Raw genomic sequence first — 21516 nt, 5'->3', positions numbered from 1 at the left:
GCTTTTAACAGCATAAGCGAAAAGCATAGAATATGAGCGAAGAGGTTAAAAAATTCAAAATAACTATAGACGGACAGACTACTGAAGTTTTGCCTGGAACTTCTATTTTGGAAGCTGCTAGACAAATCGGTGGAAAATCTGTTCCTCCTGCAATGTGTTACTACAGCAAGCTGGAAACCAGCGGTGGAAGATGCAGAACATGCTTAGTGGAAGTTTCTAAAGGATCAGAAGCAGATCCTCGTCCTATGCCGAAATTGGTAGCAAGCTGCAGAACCAATGTAATGGATGGTATGGAAGTGAAAAACCTTTCTTCTGAAAAAGCTCAGGAAGGCAGAAAGGCGGTTACCGAATTTTTATTGGTAAACCACCCTTTAGATTGCCCGGTTTGTGATCAGGCTGGAGAATGTCATCTTCAGGATTTAGGTTACGAGCATGGAAATCTTGAAACCAGAACTGAATTCGAAAGAAATACCTATGATGCAGACGATTTAGGTCCGAACATCAAATTAAATATGAACCGTTGTATTCTTTGTGCAAGATGTGTATTGGCAGCAAACCAATTGACAGGCGAAAGAGAACACGGAATTTTGTTCAGAGGAGATCATGCCGAAATTTCCACTTATTTAAACAAAGCTTTAGACAATGACTTCATCGGAAACGTAATCGACGTTTGTCCTGTAGGAGCATTAACTGACAGAACAGCACGTTTTGCAAGCAGAGTTTGGTTTACGAAACCAATGAATGCTACTTGTAAGTGTGATAAATGTTCAGGGAAAGCTACGGTTTACATGAAAGGAGACGAAATCGTAAGAGTAACTGCAAGAAAAGATCAGTGGGGAGAAGTTGAAGAATTTATTTGTGATACTTGCCGTTTCGAAAGAAAGAACTTAAGCGACTGGAACATTGAAGGACCAAGACATATCGACAGACATTCGGTAATTTCTTTGAATCATTATGAAAAGCCAAAAGACGAATTGAGAGTTTTAGACAATCCGATGGCTAAAGAAATCAGCGAAAAAGACGAAAAATAAATCGTTGGATGTAGGAAGTTTGATGATGGATGTTTTCAGCCTTGAAAATATTATCGTTAATTAAACTTCTGCTATTTAAAATAAAAATTGATTAAACGATGATGAGTTGTGTGGCGAATTGCTAAACTTCCAGCACCCAGCTCCCATCTTCAAACATTTAAATAATAAAATGGATTTAATTACATTTAAATTAATACTTGTACTTGCGCTTTTTCTGTTATCATTAACGATAGCGGCCTACTCTACCTGGGCTGAAAGAAAAGTGGCTGCAATCATGCAGGATAGAATCGGGCCAAACAGATCAGGACCTTTCGGTTTATTACAGCCTCTTGCAGATGGTGGTAAATTTTTCTTTAAGGAAGATTTTACACCGGCTAATGCAGAAAAGTTTCTTTTCGTATTGGGACCTGCCTTGGTGATGTTTATTTCATTGATTACCGGAGCGGTTATTCCTTGGGGAAAAACGTTGAATTTTGGTGGAATTTCTTATGATCTACAGGTTGCCAATATCGACGTTGGTGTACTTTTCATCATCGGAATGGCATCAATCGGAGTGTACGGAATCATGATCGGAGGCTGGGCTTCCAACAACAAGTATTCATTATTAGGTGCAATCAGAGCTTCTTCGCAAATGATTTCTTACGAATTGGCGATGGGTCTTGCACTTCTTTCTATCATCATGATGACAGGAAGTTTAGATTTAAAAGTAATTACCGAAAACCAAACAGAAGGAAAACTTTGGGGAATTATCCCAATCGGTTCCGGTATGAATTGGAATATTTTCTACCAACCATTGGCATTCTTAATTTTCTTCGTTGCTGCTTTGGCAGAAACCAACCGTCATCCTTTCGATTTACCGGAGTGTGAATCTGAATTGGTAACCGGTTATTCTACAGAATATTCATCAATGAAATTAGGTTTATACATGTTCGGAGAATATGTGAATATGTTTATTTCTAATGCCTTTATGGTGGTACTTTTCTTCGGAGGCTACAACTATCCGGGAATTGAATGGGTAACTCAGAACTGGGGAGAAAATACTGCAGGTATTTTGAGTATCGTAGCATTTTTAACGAAAACGGTAATCGGAATTTTGATCTTTATGTGGATCAGATGGACGTTACCAAGATTCAGATACGACCAGTTGATGCACTTAGGATGGAAAACATTAATTCCTATGGCATTGGTTAACCTGATGATTACAGGAGCCGTGATTTTAGCTTTCGGTAATTAATTTGAGAACGAAATAATTTGAGAATTTGAAAATGAAATTTTCCATTTCAGATTTCAAACAAGATATAAATTTGAAAATGAGCTGATGTGAAAGCGGCGTTGGGATAAACTTCCATCATCAAGCTTCCATCTTCCAACATTTAATAATAATAGAAAATGAAACTTACAAACAGATCCAAAGTTGTTTCAAATAAAGAGATGACCCTTGCGGAGAAAATCTACCTTCCGGCGATTTTCAAAGGGATGGGGATTACTTTTAAGCATGCGGTAAGAACGGTTGTAAAACGTGCTCCGAATGTTTATTCTTATCCTGAAGTACAAAAACCAAGAGCCGATATCTGGAGAGGTCAGCACGTTTTGAAAAGAGACGAAGAAGGCAGAGAAAGATGTACCGCTTGCGGATTGTGTGCTGTAGCTTGTCCAGCTGAAGCCATCACGATGACCGCTGCAGAAAGAACGAAGGAAGAAAAAAACCTTTACAGAGAAGAAAAATATGCATCAGTATATGAAATTAATATGTTGAGATGTATTTTCTGCGGTATGTGCGAAGAGGCTTGTCCGAAATCTGCAATTTATCTTACAGACAGATTGGTAGACGTAGAAACCAACAGAGGTTCTTTCGTTTACGGAAAAGATAAATTGGTTGAAAAAATAAATGAAAGGATTGATATCACCGAAAGACAATCCGAGAAACAAAAAAATGCGGTAAAATAATGGATCAGTTTTTATTTTTCTTGGTGGCGTTTTTAGCAGTGGCAAGTGCAGTGTACTTTGTATTTGCAAAAAATCCTTTATATGCTATTTTGTCATTAATTGTTACAATGTTTTCGATTGCGGGAATGTATATTCTTCTGAATGCACAATTCCTTGCCATCATCCAGATTATTGTTTACGCAGGTGCTATCATGGTACTTTTCCTTTATATCTTAATGATGCTTAACCTTAATAAGGAAGACGAAAGTAAGAAGAACAATACTTTAAAGTTTGTTGGAGTTTTTACAGCAGGTCTTCTTTTAATTGGTGTTTTAGGCGTTTTCAGAGGAGTACAGGAAAATCATGTAGTGGTTGAGAACGTAGATAAAGGTGTAGGTCTTACAAAAAATCTGGGAAGACTTTTATTTAATGAATATGTTTTGCCGTTTGAGCTTGCTTCCATCCTGATTTTGGCAGGTATTGTAGGTGCGGTACTAATCGGTAAAAAAGATTTATAAAATTATGGGAGAAGTAAATACATTTATGCAAAGCATCCCTCTGGAATATTTCATTACTCTTTGTTCAGTTTTGTTCTGTCTTGGAGTTTTGGGAGTATTGCTCAGAAAAAATGCGATTGTAATTTTAGGTTATGTAGAGCTTATGCTTAATTCTGTAAACCTTTTATTGGCTGCATTTGCGGCATACAACGGGAACAGCGACGGACAGCTTTTGGTATTCTTCATCATGGTAGTTGCAGCAGCCGAAGTAGCGGTTGGTTTGGCAATTATTGCGATGTTATATAGAAACACCCGTTCTGTAGATGTAGGTATATTTAATAAATTAAAAGGATAAGAATGGAGAATTTAATATATGCAATAGTACTTTTACCACTTATAGGCTTTCTTATCAACGGACTTTTCGGGAAAAATCTTCCTAAGATTGTAGTCGGAAGTTTGGCAACAGCTGCAGTTTTTGTATCTTTTTGTATTGCGGTAAGCTTATTTTTAAAATTTGATTCAGAAAGTCCGGCGGTTGTCGTGAAAGCTTTCGAATGGTTCAGAGTAAACGGAGTTCAGATCAACTTCGGTTTCCAGATTGATCAGCTGTCATTAATGATGGTGATGATTATCACAGGAATCGGATCTTTAATTCACTTATACTCTATAGGATACATGAGCCACGATAAAGGTTTCTATAAGTTTTTTACTTATTTAAATCTTTTCATCTTCTCGATGTTACTTCTGGTAATGGGAAGCAACTATATGATTTTATTCATCGGTTGGGAAGGTGTAGGTCTTTGTTCTTATTTACTAATCGGATTCTGGTACACTAACGAAGAATATGGGAAAGCTGCAAGAAAAGCTTTCATCATGAACAGAATCGGTGACCTTGGTTTATTGATCGGTATTTTCATGATTGCGTCTCAGACTAACTCTGTAGATTATATTTCAGTAGCACAAAATGCTGCAAAATTTGAATTAGACGGAAACATCATCATTTTTATCACAGCAAGTTTATTTATCGGTGCTGTTGGTAAATCTGCTCAGGTTCCTTTATATACTTGGTTACCGGATGCGATGGCAGGTCCAACTCCTGTTTCGGCATTGATTCACGCGGCAACGATGGTTACTGCAGGTATCTATTTGGTGGTAAGATCAAACTTCTTATTCACTTTAGCTCCAACCGTTCAGGGCGGAATTTTATTAATCGGATTCTTAACCGCTGCTTTGGCTGGTTTCTACGCACTGCGTCAGAACGATATCAAAAAAGTATTGGCATATTCTACAGTTTCACAGCTTGGTTTTATGTTTATCGCTTTAGGTTTAGGAGCTTATTCTACAGCAATGTTCCACGTAATGACACACGCTTTCTTCAAGGCATTGTTATTCTTGGGAGCAGGTTCTGTAATCCACGCCATGAGCAACGAGCAGGATATGCGTTTTATGGGCGGACTTAAAAAAGTAATCCCAATTACACACATCACCTTCCTAATCGGAACATTGGCTATTTCAGGATTCCCTTTATTATCGGGGATGATTTCTAAAGACGAAATTTTGGTTGCAGCGTTTGCTAAAAACCCTATATACTGGGTAATGTTATTTATTTTGGCTGCAACAACCGCAGCATATATGTTCAGACTGTATTATCTTACTTTCCACGGAGAGTTCAGAGGTACGGAAGAACAAAAACACCATTTACATGAAAGTCCGATGAACATGACGTTACCGTTAATTGTTTTGGCGATACTTTCAGTAATCGGAGGTTTTATTAATTTACCACACTTTATCGGTCACGGTCATTATGCTAAATTAATGGAATGGCTGAAACCGGTATTGACACCGGAAAGCTTTAAGCAAATGGAAATGACTCTTTCGGGAGTTGATTTCAATACAGAAATGATTCTTTTGGGAGCAACCATCTTAATGTTCTTTACGGTTTGGTTCATTGTGAAAAACATGTATGTGAACAAAAAGAAAATGGCTCTTGCCGAGGAAGAATATACAGGCTGGGAAAAACTTTCTGCTAAAAAGTTATATGTTGATGAGCTTTACAATGCATTAATTGTAAAAACTTTCGAAGGACTTGGACGTGGCGGAAAAATGTTTGACAAAGGCGTTTTAGACCGTTTTGTAGACTACATAGGAGAAGGTGCTGAAGACAGCGGAAGATCTATGAAACGTGTTCAGAACGGAAATGTTGAGAACTATGTTCTTATCATGACTTTGGCTGTGGGAATTATACTGATTGTTAACTTTATATTACAATAATGTCTTATTTACTATTAACATTATTACTTTTACCTCTTGTAGGTTCGGGATTAACCTTTGCATGGAAGAACGCTTCCAGCAAATACTTGGCGCTGGGAATTGCTTTGATTCAGATGTTGCTTACGTTTTACGCTCTTTCGGATTTCGATTTTAATCCGACTGTAGACAGTACGCTTCAATATGAAATCACTTACCCTTGGTCACAGTTTATCAAAAGTACGCTTCATTTCGGGATTGACGGGATGAGCATGCTTCTTTTATTGCTGACCAATATTCTTTCGCCGCTAATTATTTTATCATCATTTAACGAAAACGTTAGCTACAAAAATTCTTTCTATGGTCTGATCCTGTTGATGCAGTTTGGTCTTGTAGGAGTTTTTACCTCACTAGATGGCTTACTTTTCTATATTTTCTGGGAAGTAACGCTTATTCCAATCTGGTTTATTGCGGCTCTTTGGGGACAGGAAAACAAAAGAATGGAGTTCACTACAAAATTCTTCGTGTATACATTCGTAGGATCTTTGTTTATGTTGGCTGGTTTAATCTATGTTTACACACACTCAGCTTCATTCGCTCTTACCGATTTGTATAATGCAGATTTGGGTGAAACACAGCAGATTGTTGTATTCTGGTTCATTTTCTTTGCATTTGCAGTGAAGCTTCCGGTTTTCCCTTTCCATACTTGGCAACCAGACACATATACCTACTCTCCTACTCAGGGATCGATGCTTTTATCCGGTATTATGCTGAAAATGGCGATCTACGGAGTGATCAGATACTTATTACCCATTACACCAAGTGCTATTTTGGGAATTTCAGGACAGATTGTCATCATCCTTGCGATTATCGGGATTGTACATGGTGCTTTAATTGCGATTATCCAGACCGATATGAAGAGAATCATTGCATATTCTTCTTTCTCACACGTTGGATTGATGGTGGCAGGTATTTTCTCTTCAGCAGTGCTTACTTTAAGAGGAACTTTAACGATTGAAGGAGCTGAAGGAGCTTTGGTACAGACTTTCGCTCACGGTATCAACGTTGCAGGTTTGTTCTATTGTGCAGATATTTTATACAAAAGATTTAAGTCAAGAGATATCAGACAAATGGGAGGTTTAGCAAAAGTGGCTCCTAAGTTTGCGGTATTGTTTTTATTAATCATTTTAGGATCAATGGGAGTTCCGTTGACCAATGGTTTTATTGGTGAATTTATCCTGATTAAATCAATCTTCGATTTTAATGTACTGGCTTCAGTTATTGCAGGTTTAACCATTATTCTTTGTGCGGTTTATCTATTAAGATTTTACGGTAAAGCCATGTTTGGTGAAGGTAATGCAGCCGTTTTGAGCACGGCTAAAGATTTATCGGCAGTAGAATTTTCGGTATTGGCAAGTATTGCAGTTTTTGTAATTCTTTTGGGTATTTTCCCTCAGCCGATTATCGATATGGTGGGAAGTTCATTGGAGTTTGTGTATTCATCAATGATTAATTAAGATTCAAAAATTGAAAGATTAAATAATTTAAAAAATAAGAGACTATGAAATTGAGACAAAGGTATATCAACCTCGAATCTCAAATCTCGAATCTCGAATCTATACTATGAGTGTTTTAATTATTGTTTTCCTGACGGCAGTTGCTGCATTATTCTCGGGAGTTTTTGAAAAAGGAAAATTCGCAAGATACATTGGGATTTTTGGGCTGATCGTTGCATTGTATGTAAGCTTTTTACCTGAAGCGTCTTTCTTCGAAAAATACAGATTGATGTATGAGTACGGACAAAATACAGCTTTGTTTACAAAAATTTCTATTGTAACGACTTTGCTTTTATTCTTCCTGGGAGGTTTTGCATTCAGCAATCACAGAAATCACCAGTCGGAATTATATGCATTGATGCTTTTTGCGCTGTGTGGAGGTTTTGTATTGTTCGGATATCAGAATTTGGTGACTTTGTTTTTAGGAGTTGAAATTTTATCCATTCCATTATACGTAATGGCGGGAGCTAACAAAACAGATTTAAGATCAAACGAAGCTTCATTAAAATATTTCCTGATGGGAGCATTTGCAACAGGTTTCTTATTGTTGGGAATTGCATTCATCTACGGAAGCACAGGAACATTTGATTTATACAGAATTCACGATTTCAGCACCGTAAATCCTACAAACGGAATGTTTATTCTTGGAGTTGTGTTGATGCTTTGTGCAATGGCATTTAAAGTAGCTTTGGCGCCGTTCCACATGTGGAGTCCGGATGTTTACCAAGGTTCACCTTCATTGATTACCGCTTTCATGGCGAGTGTGGTAAAAATCTCAGGATTCTTCGCATTATTCAGATTAATGACAATCGGATTCTCCGGAGTTACACAAGAGTGGATCAATATTTTAGGCGTATTCTTAATCATTACCTTATTATTGGCAAACGCAATGGGACTTGCCCAGACGAATGCTAAAAGAATGTTGGCGTACTCATCAGTTTCTCACGCAGGATATATCGGATTGGTATTCTTCGGAATGAATGCACTATCTACTTATACATTGGCATTTTATTTATTTGCTTATTCACTTTCAACAGTGGGTGTATTTATGTGCTTAATCTGGGTTGAAAAACTAAAGAGAGAAACTTCTTACGGAGCTTTCAAAGGTTTGGCTAAATCTGAACCATTATTGGCTATCGTTGCAACAATCTCATTATTATCAATGGCGGGGATTCCTTTAACAGCGGGTTTCATGGGTAAATTCTCATTATTTGCTCAGGCGTTAACGAAAGATAATAATACATTCTTAGTAATCGTAGCCGTTTTAGGTTCAGCAATTTCTATTGCTTATTATTTAAGACTGATTATTGCCATGTTCTTCTTTAAAGAAACGACCTTCAAAACAACAGAGCGTGTATCGATCACTTATAACATCGTTGCGGTATTTATCATTGCTTCGATTATTGCACTGGGAATCTTCCCTGATTTATTTGCAAAGCAATTCGGATTGTAATCTGAAACAGCATATAAAATTAAAACCTTCCAGATTTTGGAAGGTTTTTTTATGTTAAAGTTGCTAAGAGTATGAACTTACAAAAAGAAAACTTTATCCCATAACATAGAATTGAATATGAGTATATGCTGTAATTAATATACGACATATTTTGTCGCAGTGTCTTAATAGATTTGTTTTATTATAAGTCTATATCATTAAATTTCATTGGTTTAAATGAAAATATCAATTTAATTATTAAATTTGCATCCAATTAATAAAAACTCAAATCATGAAAAAACTCTACATGAGTACATTTCTTATATGTACGACTGCTGTATTGTATTCTCAGGAAGTGGTATGGCAGAAAGATATCAAATCTTCGACACAGGATTTTCTTTCGCAGGTCACCACGACAGTCGATCAGCAATATCTTATTACGGGAAGCTCGATTCAGTCGAAAAAGATCACTACCGAAAACAAACAAAACAACGGATACGATTTTCATTTGGTGAAACTCGATCAACAGGGTGAGGAAGTCTGGGAAAAATATTTCTCGGGACAGAACCATGATTTTCTTTCGTCGACAATTTCCACACAAGACGGAGGATTTTTGATTTCTGGAACGACATATTCTTCAAAAGGTTTGGATAAAAAAGACGATTCAAAAGGCGGATCTGATATCTGGCTGATCAGAATCAACGAATTCGGAGATGAGCTTTGGCAGAAAACTTTGGGAACTTCACAGGATGAAGAAGCAAGATCGGTGATTCAGACGGCAGATTTAGGATTTATGGTGGCCGGAAATGTTCAGAATTCACCAAACGGTTTCGGTTCGAAAGATGTGATTATCTCGAGACTGGATAAAAACGGAAAAATACTCTCAGAAATAATTTTGGGAGGAAAAGGTTTGGATGAAGTTGAAAAGATGATTCCTACACCTGATGGCGGAGCATTGTTGGGTATTTATTCAAGGAGTTCCGAGATCCGTGGTACGGGTTCCGGGACAACAGCTAAAAATTCGTCATTAGAAAACCCGAATCCCGTATCCCGTTACCCTAAAGCTACCGCGAATTATGGAGAAGGCGATTTCTGGATTGTTAAGTTGAACAAAGACGGAAAGGTAGAATGGGAAAAGAATTTCGGAGGTAAAGGAGATAATCATGTAAGAACAATGGCATTTACTTCTTCGGGATATATTATCGGTGGAGAATCAAGATCCGAAAGGTCAGGAAATAAAACAGTAGGAATCGAAGAAGGGACGGATCTGTGGTTAATTTCACTCAATACCAAAGGTGATGAACAGTGGCAGAAATCCTACAACTTCAAGAACCGTGATATTCTGATGGGGATGAATGTGATAAGCGGGATGCGGGATGCCGAAAGCGGGGTGAATGGCGTGAGTTCAACCAAAGGAATTTTACTGGGCGGTTATACTCAGGCTGAAGGAAGAATTGAAGCCGATGATGAAACGTTCTGGATGTTTTACATTGATAATAATGGCAATGAGCAGTGGAGAAAACACGTAAAAGGAGAATCGAGAAAGAAAGAGGAAAGGCTTTCTGATCTGAAGATGAATAAAGACGGTTCGATTGTTTTGGCCGGAACAAGTGCTGAGGAATTAGGCAAAGAAAACTGGAAGATTGTGAAATTAGGCGACGACCAGATCAACAAGCTGATCGAGAAACAAGATATGAAGATTTATCCGAATCCTGTGAGCGATTACTGCTATGTGGAGGTAGGTTTTGAGTTTAAGGAAGCTGATATTATTCTCTATGATATGGGTGGAAGACAATTACAAAGCCTGAAAACTAAAAATAAAGTGACGAAGATGAATACACAGAATCTGATTCAGGGAGCGTATCTGATTGTTATAAAAACTGATACTGAGAAAACTGCGAATGCGAAATTGATTAAAAAATAAAACACATGAGAAAAAATCATCTATTAGTCTATTTGTTCACCTTGTTTTTACTATCTGAAAATATAGACGGGCAAGCTTTAAATACAGAAAATATAAAAACAGAGTTACCACAGATCATTCCTGCTTCTCCTACGGTAGCATCATTAATGAAGTTTGAAGAAGTACCTGTAAGCGGATACACAGGAATTCCTGATATTAACATTCCTTTATACAAACTTTCTACCCATTCGAAAGATATAGAATTAGACATTTCACTAAAATATCATCCATCAAATGTAAAAGCTGACAATGTTGCCGGGGATGTCGGATTGGGATGGAGTATTTTTGCAGGTGGAACTATATCGAGAACTGTTAGAGGATTACCCGATGAAGAATTGGTAATGGCGGGGACAAGTCAAAATGGTAAGGTAGGAATTTATCATACAACTATTAACAATCACAATAATATCTATTACCAATGGATTGAGAATCCTGTTAATTTTGAACAAAACAATCCTAATATTGCTAATGAATATTATTGGGAAACTGCAGAAAATGGTAAATATGATACTGAACATGATCTCTGGCAATTTAACTTCATGGGTAATACAGGCAGTTTCTATCTAAAAAAAATTGGTAACCAATTGACTGTTGAACCTCTTAATGATTACCGTTTAAATATTCAGACTCATTTTGAGACTCACTATAATCAGCCCTACACCCCTAAAGGTTTTACAATATTTGATGAGAAAGGATATAAGTACATTTTTGATGTTTATGAAACTACGATAAAATCAACAGATGGGTTGCATCATACGATTCAAAATAACAATAATGTCAGTTTTAATACCCATAGTGACGAAAAAGAATTTAGAAGCTCGTTTCATCTTACAAAGGTGATCGATTCTAATAATAAAACAGTTTTTGACATTTCATACGATGATACTGTTTTTAAAGAAAACAATTTGCAATACAACAAAACCAGAAATGAGTATGACAATGCTGCCCTGAATGCAATGAAATATGCTAACTGCTGGGGTGAAATTCCACCTATGGAATCAACAGTTATCAGCAATAATATTGTTACAACAAAGAAAATAAAAACGATTACTATAGCTGACAAAGCCATCATTGACTTTACATATCTTACGGGAAGAGATGACTATTCTACAAATTCAAGCACTCCATTCTTAAAGGAAATTCAATTAAAAAACATCAACCAATCTCTTGTGTCAAAGTTTACTTTAGATTATGACTATAACCAGATTATCGTCAAAAGAATGTTTTTGAAATCAATTGTTAAAAGTTATCCTAATCAAAGCAGTACAGAAAAACATGAATTTTATTACAAAAGAAACAGCCCTTCTGGTAATCCTTCTGTTTTTGGAAGGGATTTTTGGGGTTATTTTAACACTTTTAATTCAGATAATTGTAATGCACAGGATATTACATACATGAGGGATGCATCACCTAAAGTCAGCACCTATGATTTACTACAAAAGATTAAATATCCTACTAAAGGCTCTGGAATCTTTCTTTTTGAACCCAATCAATATTCTTTTTCAGGTAATGAGCCTATCAATGACTTTGCGGAAAACCCTGACAATAGTACTTTTGTAGAAACTGTACCTTATTATTTTAACAATAGTTCAAGCACGCAAAACATACCTGTTTCAACAGAAAAGAGGAAAATTATTGTATATCCCAGTATTGTTTTGGATAATGATTCCAGCAACTGGACGAGAACATTCCAGATTTCTAAAATTGTTAACGGGCAAAATATACCTATCGGATCAATCCATTGTATACTACCTGAAGCGAATTGTTGTAGAGAATTTATTTTAGAACCCAACACTCAATATGTATTTAGACGACATAATTTTGATTTAAATTATACTGGTACGGATAACATGACCGTAAACTATTATAGTTTCAATACGAATAATAAATTTCTGTATGGAGGAGGAAATAGAATTAAAAAAGTTGGATATTTTGATGGTGACATTTCCCAAGATTATTATGAAGCATCTGGTCAGAATATCACACCGAATAAAGAGAAAATATATAATTACAACCTTCCTTCTGATCGCTTTAGAAGCAGCGGATCTCTTGTTTTTGGGAAACCGAAGTTCGAAGAATATAGATTTGTAAAACAATCAGGAACAAAGTGCGAATTACCGCCTTACTCTTCTTCTCAGACTTATAGTCAGGATTATCAATACCTGTCGAAATTTATTATATCAAACCAGGAACAGGTATTCACACAAGGAAGCAGTGTAGGATATAAAAATGTGAAAATTACAGAAACCGGATTAGGATCTACAGAACAGATTTTCTCATCTCCTATTGATTATCCTGAAACGGAATTAATTACATACACCAAACCCTATTTACCTTCTAAAAATATTGATTACAAAAGAGGGCTTTTGCTGGAAGAAAGAATAAAAAATGAATCAGGAAGACTGCTTAATGAAACTATCAATACCTATTCATTTGAAAACTATGAAAAAACATACGGATACAGATTTAACAGACCGGATGGAATGCTGTTTCAGGGAAAACTAAAGCCCATTCATAATTATCAGGGATATCTTGCAGCACAGCAGATGACACAAACTGAAATTCTTGATTGCAGCAATTCTTTTTCTTGTAACTCTTTCTCTAAATTTCATTTATTAGGAACTTCTCCTGTCAATGATATCGATTTTTATCCACTAATATCTGCATACGGTTGGGCAAAACTCACCAATAAAACTACCAGAAATTATTTCTATGAAGGGACTACTCAAAAAGTGATGGAACAGAATGAAACTTTTGAATATAATAGTACCAATAAAATGATATCCGAGCATTGGGTTACTACGAGTGATGATAATAGTATCAAAACAAAGTATTACTATGATACCGATAACAATTCTATTTATTCCCAAAACCGCATCTCTGAAATCAAAAAAATAGAAACATTGAAGAATGATATTCTGGTCAATACCAAAGAAATAGATTATTCAAATACCTGGTCTGATAATGTATCTTATCTGCCAAAATTCATCAAAGAATCACACGGGAATAATCCTTTACAAACCCAATTAACCTATGATCAATATGATGATAAGGGAAATCTCTTGCAATATTCAACAAAGAATGGCATACCAACTTCTATTATCTGGGGATATCATAAAACGCAGCCTATTGCTAAAATCGAAGGCGCACTGTATGATAACATCAAAAACAATTCTTTAATCACCGCCATCATCAATGCCTCCAACGCCGATGCTGCAGATCCTGCCACCGAAAACAACCTGATTACCGCTTTGGATGCTCTTAGAAACGATATTAATTTTAAAAACTTTCAGATGGCAACCATTACCTATGATCCTTTGATCGGAGTAACTACCCTTACCCCACCATCAGGAATCAGGGAGATTTACAGGTATGACACAGCCAACAGACTTGAAAAAATTGTTGATGAAGAAGGAAAGATCCTGAAAGAAAACACTTACAACTACAAACCATAAAAACACAATGAAAAAACTTATTATCCCCATCAATATGCTGTTTGTAAGCGGTTTTTACCATGCACAGGCAACGAATACAGAAAACTATGTACAGACAAGAGTTTATCTTGAGCCTGTAGCTACATCAAGCTCTACAGCAAAACAAATACAAACCGTTCAGTATTTCGATGGTTTGGGAAGACCGAAACAGGTAGTCAATGTAAAAGCCTCTCCCACAGGAAAAGATGTTGTTACCCACATCGAGTACGATCAATACGGAAGACAGGTAAAAGACTTCTTGCCCATTCCGCAATCCAATACCTTAAACGGCGGAATCTATAACGCTCCGCTCTCCAACGCTCCCACCCAATATGGTTCGGAGAAAATATATGCTGAAAAAATTCTCGAAAGCTCGCCACTAAGCAGGATTTTCGAACAGAAGCAGGTAGGAAGTGCATGGAACAATAAACCCGTAAAATTTGAGTATGATGCCAACAGCATTGAAGATGCCGTTAAAAAATATACCACAGCGACTACAACAGTGAATGGTGCTACAAACTCTGTTCTCAGCCAGACTGTTAATTACGAGGCTAATAAACTATTAAAAAATAGTGTAACTGATGAAGACGGAAACAAAACCATTGAGTTTAAAAACGGAGAAGGACAGGTTTTATTAGTAAGAAAAGTATTAAGTCCTTCAGAAAAAGCAGATACATATTATGTGTATAATGAATATAATCAGCTTGTATTTGTAATCCCTCCTTTAGCCTCAAACTCAAATTTGTCTTTAACCTCTTTCGACAACCTTTGCTATCAATACCGTTACGACGAAACAAATCGTTTAGTAGAGAAAAAACTTCCCGGAAAAGGATGGGAATATATGGTGTATGATAAACAGGATCGTTTGGTACTTACCCAGGATGCGAATCTGAGAACGACTACCAATAATTTTGCCGCCAAAGGCTGGATGTTTACCAAATATGACGCATTTGGAAGGGTGGTTTATACCGGTTTCTTTTCCAATACAGCAACCAGAACGGCAATGCAGACCGCTATAAACAACATGACGGCTAATCCGGGAAACAATGAGGTGAGAAGTGAAACATCATTTAACCTGAACGGGATGGACGTGTTTTACACCAAGAATGCTTTTCCTACAGGAAGCATGAGAGTTTTAAGTATAAATTATTATGATACTTATCCTTCGTACAGCTTCAATCCTGCTTTTCCGGGGACAATTTACGGGAAAACCATTTTAACGGATAATGCAGCGACATTGGGGAAAAGTACCAAAAGCCTTCCGGTAATGACGTTGGTAAAGAATATTGAAGACGATAACTGGACGAAAAGCTACTCTTATTACGATACCAAAGGAAGACCTGTGGGAAGTCACTCCATCAATCATTTGGGAGGCTACACCAAAACCGAATCTGAGCTTGATTTTGCAGGAACCGTCTTGCAGAGCAAAACCTATCACAAAAGATTAACCACAGACACCGAAAAGGTAATCACCGAAACCTTCACTTACGATCACCAAAATCGACTGCTGACGCACAAGCATAAAATCGACAACAATGCTGAAGAAATCCTGGCTCAGAACACCTACAATGAGTTATCACAGTTGCAAACCAAAAAAGTAGGTGGAACGAATATCGCAACACCTCTACAAACCATAGATTATGAGTACAACATCCGTGGATGGATGACGAAGATCAACGACCCTAATAATCTTGGAAATGACCTTTTTGGGTATAAAATCAAATACCATCAGGTAGAAGGTTTAGTAACTCCGGACACTTCAGATACTGCTTTGCAGGTAAAACCCCGTTTTAACGGAAATATCGCAGAAATCGACTGGAAAACCTCTACACAGGAAAATGAGCCATTGAAAAGATATGGTTATGTTTACGATAATCTCAATCGTTTTTCGGCAGGATTTTATCAGGATGAAACAAACCCCTCTATCAGAGAGTATTACGAGAAAGCAACATACGACCTCAATGGAAACATCATGAGCATGAAAAGATCTGCTCAAAGATACGGCGCTACAGCGATGCTGATTGATGATCTTTCTTATCAGTATGAAAATGCGGGAGCAAGTAACCGTCTGCAAAAAATAACTGAAAGTGTACAAACCGGTGAAAGCTATCCCTATACATCATCGCCAACAGATATTGGGTATGATACCAACGGAAATATGACCTCTTTTCAGGATAAAGGCATTTCATCAATTCAATATAATTATTTAAATTTACCCAAGCAGATTACTCAGAACGGACAGGTAACCAATTATGTTTACCGTGCAGACGGAGTAAAAATAAAGAAGCTCTTTGGAACTGTAGAAACTCATTATCTGGATGGTTTTCAGTATAAATATACTCAGCCTTGGGAAGACGAATCGGGATCGACATCTGTTGCAGCAATGAAGTTAAGATTTCTTCCGACATCTGAAGGTTATTATGATGCTTTACTCAATCTGTATGTGTACAATTATGTAGATCACTTAGGAAACGTAAGACTAAGCTATGCAGATTCTGACCGTGACGGAAACATAAGAAGCCGTGATCAGAGAATTAGGGAATGCTCGGATGGAAATTGTATTGAATATTTTATTCCGGGAGAGATTGTTGCTAATAACAACTATTATCCTTTCGGGATGTTGTTTGATCATAATAATCAGGCAAATAGCTCGAATGCTTATAAAATGAAATATAATGGCAAAGAATTGCAAGAAACGGGAATGTATGACTATGGCGCAAGATTTTATATGCCGGATATTGGGAGATGGGGTGTTGTGGATCCGCTGGCGGAGAAATACCGAAGATGGTCAACTTATAATTATGCTGTGAACAATCCTATAAAATTTATTGACCCTGATGGACGTGGAGTTTATGATGTAATCATTAAAGGAAATAAATCACAAGAAACTTTGAAAGAACTTCGAAAATCTGTAAGCGGAGAATTGAAGTTAACAATGAACAATGAAACCGGAAAAGTAAAAGCAACTGCAATAAAAGGAAAAACACTTAGTGCTAAATCCCAAAAACTTTTAGATGCGACAACAGACAGTTCTATTCAAGTACAAATTGCAGCTACAGATGATAAACTTACTAAATCAAAATCTCCTAACATAGGAGTATTTGAAGATGCTATAGTAGGCTCAACAGAAGTAGATGGAAAGAAAGCTGTTACGACAAACCAATCGCTTAATCCAGAAGCTCTAAAGAAAATGGATGATAATGCTGATAAACCAGGTGCTACGACTTTACACGAAATATTAGAATCTTACATAGCAGGACTGATGGTTCAAAAATCTGGAATCTCTTCTGGAGGTTCTGCAACAGCAGGTTCTATATATGAAGCTGCTCATAATGAAACAGAAACTATTGCGCCACAGTCGGGAACTCCTTATTCTGATTTTACAGATAAGGACGGTAATGAATCTGAAAATATACCAGTGGGAGGTAAAGGAAAAATTTATATAAATGATGGCACAAAAAAGAAAGACATACTTTGGACTTATCCTTAAAAAACTATTTATGAAATATTTAATTACTATACTACTTTTATCTTTTGTAGTGAGTTGTTCTATCTTTAAGAAAAGATACACATACACAGAACCGAAAATACATACAAAAAAAGATTTTGACACAATATCACTAGCACAATATCAATTAATCAGGATTGATACCTCCACATACAAATATAACAATATCTTTTATGTTAAGAAAAATGATTCAATTTTTAAAATTGCTACTAAAAAAGAAATATTAAAACCTTGTGAACCTCTTATAAAAAATAAATTTTATTCACTTAAGTTAAAAGGAATTCGCCCTAAAGTAAATTATTTGGATTATGGTGGTGTAATGAGATATGGAAGGGAACCTGTTCGTTTCGAAAGAGATTCCGGTATTATCTGGAATATATATATTACGCCTTATATTCGAGGTGTGTGCTATCAAAATGACTGAGCAATCCTAAATGAAGAAGCTCTTTGGAACTGTAGAAACTCATTATCTGGATGGTTTTCAGTATAAATATACTCAGCCTTGGGAAGACGAATCGGGATCGACATCTGTTGCAGCAATGAAGTTAAGATTTCTTCCGACCTCGGAAGGTTATTATGATGCTTTGCTGAATTTGTATGTGTACAATTATGTTGATCATTTGGGAAATATAAGACTGAGCTATGCAGATTCTGACCGTGACGGAAGTATCAGAAGCCGTGATCAGAGAATTAGGGAATGCTCCGATGGAAATTGTATTGAGTATTTTATTCCGGGAGAGATTGTTGCTAATAATTCTTACTATCCTTTTGGGATGCTGTTTGATCATAATAATCAGGTTTATAGCTCGAATGCTTATAAATACAAGTACAACGGTAAAGAACTCCAGGAGACAGGGATGTATGATTATGGAGCAAGATTTTATATGCCCGATATTGGAAGATGGGGTGTTGTAGATCCATTAGCGGAGAAATATCGCAGATGGTCGCCATACAATTATGTAATGAATAATCCTATTAGATTTATTGACCCAGATGGAAGAGGTGTAGAAACAGTGAAGCCAACTAATGAAGCGTCTTTGAAAGCTATTCAAAATACTTTGCCTAAAGAAGACAGACAATTTGTAACACTTGATAAAGATGGAAATATTGATAGAGAAGTATTAAACTCTCATAAAAGTACCAGTGGTAACTATTCAAATTTATCAGAGTTAGTCAATTCTACAACAACTATTGAATATACTGTTGGTAATAGCGTTAGTTATTATGATAAAAACGGAAACTTTATCAAAGATGATGCTTCCGAAATACGATATGGAACCCCTGATAAAGGTATGCATATAAGAACAGGAGAAAGTGCTGATGTAATGGGAACAACCTTGGCACCATCGAATGATAAGAGAACGTCGGAGAAAGTCAAAACATCTACAAATAATAATTTACAAGTATATACTAATGGTAATTTAAGCGAAGAAGGACAAGCTCAAAATGCATCTCATGAATTAATAGGAGGACATGCTTTATTTTACATTAGAGGAGAAACTTGGGTACATCAAGTAAAAGGAAGTAAATGGGAAGGAGATACGCTAATAAGGATAGAAGGAAATACTAAATTAAAGGAATCAATTACTAAATCAATAGATGAAACAATAAATAACATGAAATGAGAATGAAATATAAAATATTTTTTTTGACATTTTTTTTTAATGTACTCTATATCAGTTCACAAAAAAAAGATGTTGAAATAAAAAAAGATACTTTAAAATATAATGTATCAGGGGAAAATTTTAACTATAAAAGAATTAAAATTAAAAACAATAGTAAAGACCAAATAGTATTTTGGATAACAAAAAATAAAGAAATTCCACAGAAATATTTTGGGATTAAAGGAGAATTTTCATTAAAAGAACTTTTAACTGAAAACAGTTTAGAAAATTTTAACACTCACCCTATTATTTTCTTAGATTTTATAAAAATAATAAAACCCAAAGAAGATTTTTATCTATTATATAATAATCACAATGAGCCATTTTTAAATATCTATAAAATAAAAGAACTCCCAATAGATATTTTATCTGCTATTAATTATGCTAGTAAAAATTATAAAGAGAGATTTTATCAGCAAAATATGATTTTTTTACCCGATTTATAAATCGGGTAATTCGTTCACAGCTACGCAACACTGAATGCATACCAGTATAAGTACAACGGCAAAGAACTCCAAGAGACAGGTATGTATGACTATGGAGCAAGATTCTATATGCCGGATATAGGAAGATGGGGTGTGGTGGATCCGCTGGCGGAGAAATATTTCGACAATTCAGGTTATGTTTATGTAATAAATAACCCATTACTATTTATTGACCCCGACGGTATGGAAATTAAAGGAGTTAATGAAGAATCAGCCAAAAGTTTTCATGAAGATATTAATCAAGTTTTTGCAGACTCTAAATTTGATGCTTTTAGATCGTTAATTACAAGAGGAAATAATAATAATAAAAAAAAATTCGATATAATAAATTCAGATAAATTTAAAGAAGCTACAAAAGATTTAACAGGTGATGATAAACTACTAACTGAAATTCTTGTTGGAGCAATTAATTCTGATAGAGACTTTGTAGTTGAATATTTTGATAGTGAAAACTCAAATATTTCTAATGAAGGACAGGAACTAATTAAAAATGATGCGGAGAAAAAATATGGTATTAGACCTGATGGTGAAATTAAAGGCACACATATTATGGCATTAGGAGGTGAAGGTCTATCAAAATCAACTGATAATGGTAGTCACAATTTTATTCATAGAAATGGAAATCATCTTGAAGAAAAAAGAAGCCTTACATCTTTTCACGAAATACTTGGACATGGAACCGCTCATGCTAAAGGGTTAACTGGAAATTCAAATCATGATAATGCTATTAGAGTAGAAAACTTGACAAGAAAAATACTCAAGATACAAACAATGAGAGATGGTACAAATCCTAGACATGCTGGAGGGCATAAGGTTCAAAATAACACAGGTAATCCAATTAAACTTTAAAACTTATGAGATATATAGTTGTTTATTTATTTATCATAATATCTAATAATATTTTTGGTCAAAATTTTAAAAATCAAAATTTTGTAAGAATTAATAACGAATTAACTCAAATAACTAATGGTAAAGATTTTTTTTTAATTCAATTAAGTGAGAAGAAAATTTTTGTAATAATTAAAGAAAATAAAAAGAAATATACAAAGCTAGTCTATGCATTAGAATCTTCAGGCTTTTTTTTAAACGAAGTTAGCTTTTTGAAAAGCGATAAAAAAATATTTGATTATAGTAATTATGAAAAGGGATATATAGATTCTAATTCATTATTTTATAATGATAAAAATGCCAATTTTGAAGGTTCATTCGTTTGTCTCGCATTAATTTCAAAAGATAAAAATTTAATAACAGAAATTAACATAACAACATTAGTTGATATTTTACCTTATGACAAAAAAATTCATGTTTATTTACTTAAAGTAATTGGAGCATTACCACCAAATAGCATTAATAAGTGATAATTAAATATTACAATTATAAGTACAACGGTAAGAACTCCAAGAGACGGGTATGTATGATTATGGAGCAAGATTTTACATGCCCGATATCGGAAGATGGGGTGTAATAGATCCGTTGGCGGAGAAGTATACAAGAATGTCTCCTTATACTTATGCAGGAAATAATCCCATCATGTTTGTTGATTATGATGGTAGAGATTTTGGGATGTACTTTGATTTTAAAGCAGGTACAGTAACAATTAAGGCACATTATTATACTACTAAAGATGGTTTAAATTCAGCAAATCTTGCAGTAAATAAATGGAATGAAGCTTCTAATAAATACAAATATGAGTATGAGACTTCTGATGGAAGATCAATTTCATTAAAAATCAAT

General features: G+C 35.5%; 16 protein-coding genes and 1 pseudogene. All 17 read left to right on the top strand.

Translation table 11 applies throughout. From position 1 onward, the window contains the following. Positions 1-32: 32 nt before the first annotated feature. Positions 33-1031 carry an NADH-quinone oxidoreductase subunit G gene (locus BM371_RS09395; protein WP_034673734.1) on the top strand — a complete coding sequence of 333 codons (999 nt, stop codon included), beginning with the start codon at positions 33-35 and terminating at the stop codon, positions 1029-1031. 169 nt (positions 1032-1200) lie between these two features. Beyond that, the gene (nuoH, locus tag BM371_RS09390; protein WP_034673732.1) at positions 1201-2265 is read left to right on the top strand and encodes an NADH-quinone oxidoreductase subunit NuoH; all 1065 of its coding nucleotides are present in this window, start codon (positions 1201-1203) and stop codon (positions 2263-2265) included. A gap of 155 nt (positions 2266-2420) precedes the next feature. Further along, a complete protein-coding gene (locus BM371_RS09385; protein WP_034673730.1) occupies positions 2421-2978 on the top strand; it encodes a NuoI/complex I 23 kDa subunit family protein in 558 nt (185 codons plus the stop codon). Beyond that, positions 2978-3475, top strand: a complete 498-nt coding sequence (locus BM371_RS09380; RefSeq protein ID WP_034673728.1) for an NADH-quinone oxidoreductase subunit J family protein — start codon at positions 2978-2980, stop codon at positions 3473-3475. Before BM371_RS09385 ends, BM371_RS09380 begins: the two co-directional genes overlap by 1 nt. A 4-nt stretch (positions 3476-3479) precedes the next feature. Then, complete coding sequence (nuoK, locus tag BM371_RS09375; protein ID WP_034673726.1) at positions 3480-3809, top strand: NADH-quinone oxidoreductase subunit NuoK; 330 nt, start codon at positions 3480-3482, stop codon at positions 3807-3809. 2 nt (positions 3810-3811) lie between these two features. Then, positions 3812-5725 carry an NADH-quinone oxidoreductase subunit L gene (nuoL, locus tag BM371_RS09370; protein ID WP_034673724.1) on the top strand — a complete coding sequence of 638 codons (1914 nt, stop codon included), beginning with the start codon at positions 3812-3814 and terminating at the stop codon, positions 5723-5725. Continuing rightward, complete coding sequence (locus tag BM371_RS09365) at positions 5725-7218, top strand: complex I subunit 4 family protein (protein WP_034673722.1); 1494 nt, start codon at positions 5725-5727, stop codon at positions 7216-7218. Before nuoL ends, BM371_RS09365 begins: the two co-directional genes overlap by 1 nt. 106 nt (positions 7219-7324) lie before the next feature. Next, complete coding sequence (locus tag BM371_RS09360) at positions 7325-8710, top strand: NADH-quinone oxidoreductase subunit N (RefSeq protein WP_034673721.1); 1386 nt, start codon at positions 7325-7327, stop codon at positions 8708-8710. A 271-nt stretch (positions 8711-8981) separates the two neighbouring features. Beyond that, positions 8982-10613, top strand: a complete 1632-nt coding sequence (locus BM371_RS09355) for a T9SS type A sorting domain-containing protein (RefSeq protein WP_034673719.1) — start codon at positions 8982-8984, stop codon at positions 10611-10613. A 5-nt stretch (positions 10614-10618) separates the two neighbouring features. Continuing rightward, positions 10619-14107, top strand: coding sequence for a hypothetical protein (locus tag BM371_RS09350; RefSeq protein WP_131430866.1), 3489 nt, complete (start codon positions 10619-10621; stop codon positions 14105-14107). 7 nt (positions 14108-14114) lie between these two features. Then, on the top strand, positions 14115-17615 hold the full coding sequence (locus tag BM371_RS09345; protein ID WP_074958664.1) for a DUF6443 domain-containing protein: 3501 nt from the start codon (positions 14115-14117) through the stop codon (positions 17613-17615). Further along, positions 17572-18057: a hypothetical protein gene (locus BM371_RS09340; RefSeq protein ID WP_034678257.1), complete on the top strand. Its 486-nt coding sequence runs from the start codon at positions 17572-17574 to the stop codon at positions 18055-18057. Before BM371_RS09345 ends, BM371_RS09340 begins: the two co-directional genes overlap by 44 nt. Before the next feature lie 10 nt (positions 18058-18067). Beyond that, a complete protein-coding gene (locus BM371_RS09335) occupies positions 18068-19258 on the top strand; it encodes an RHS repeat-associated core domain-containing protein (protein ID WP_034678256.1) in 1191 nt (396 codons plus the stop codon). A 2-nt stretch (positions 19259-19260) separates the two neighbouring features. Continuing rightward, the gene (locus tag BM371_RS09330; RefSeq protein WP_123947078.1) at positions 19261-19743 is read left to right on the top strand and encodes a hypothetical protein; all 483 of its coding nucleotides are present in this window, start codon (positions 19261-19263) and stop codon (positions 19741-19743) included. Positions 19744-19773: 30 nt separating this feature from the next. Further along, on the top strand, positions 19774-20631 hold the full coding sequence (locus tag BM371_RS20930) for an RHS repeat domain-containing protein (RefSeq protein WP_228376792.1): 858 nt from the start codon (positions 19774-19776) through the stop codon (positions 20629-20631). 5 nt (positions 20632-20636) lie between these two features. Then, positions 20637-21140 (top strand): hypothetical protein, encoded by a 504-nt coding sequence (locus BM371_RS09320; protein ID WP_034678253.1) that lies wholly within the window; start codon positions 20637-20639, stop codon positions 21138-21140. Positions 21141-21151: 11 nt separating this feature from the next. After that, a pseudogene (locus tag BM371_RS20995) lies at positions 21152-21333 on the top strand (RHS repeat-associated core domain-containing protein); the annotation flags it as partial. Positions 21334-21516 lie beyond the last annotated feature (183 nt).

It is taken from the genome of Chryseobacterium formosense, from assembly GCF_900116415.1.
Lineage (GTDB): Bacteria > Bacteroidota > Bacteroidia > Flavobacteriales > Weeksellaceae > Chryseobacterium > Chryseobacterium formosense.
The sequence above is the reverse complement of the archived record's forward strand: the minus strand, read 5'-3'. Positions and strand labels throughout refer to the sequence as shown.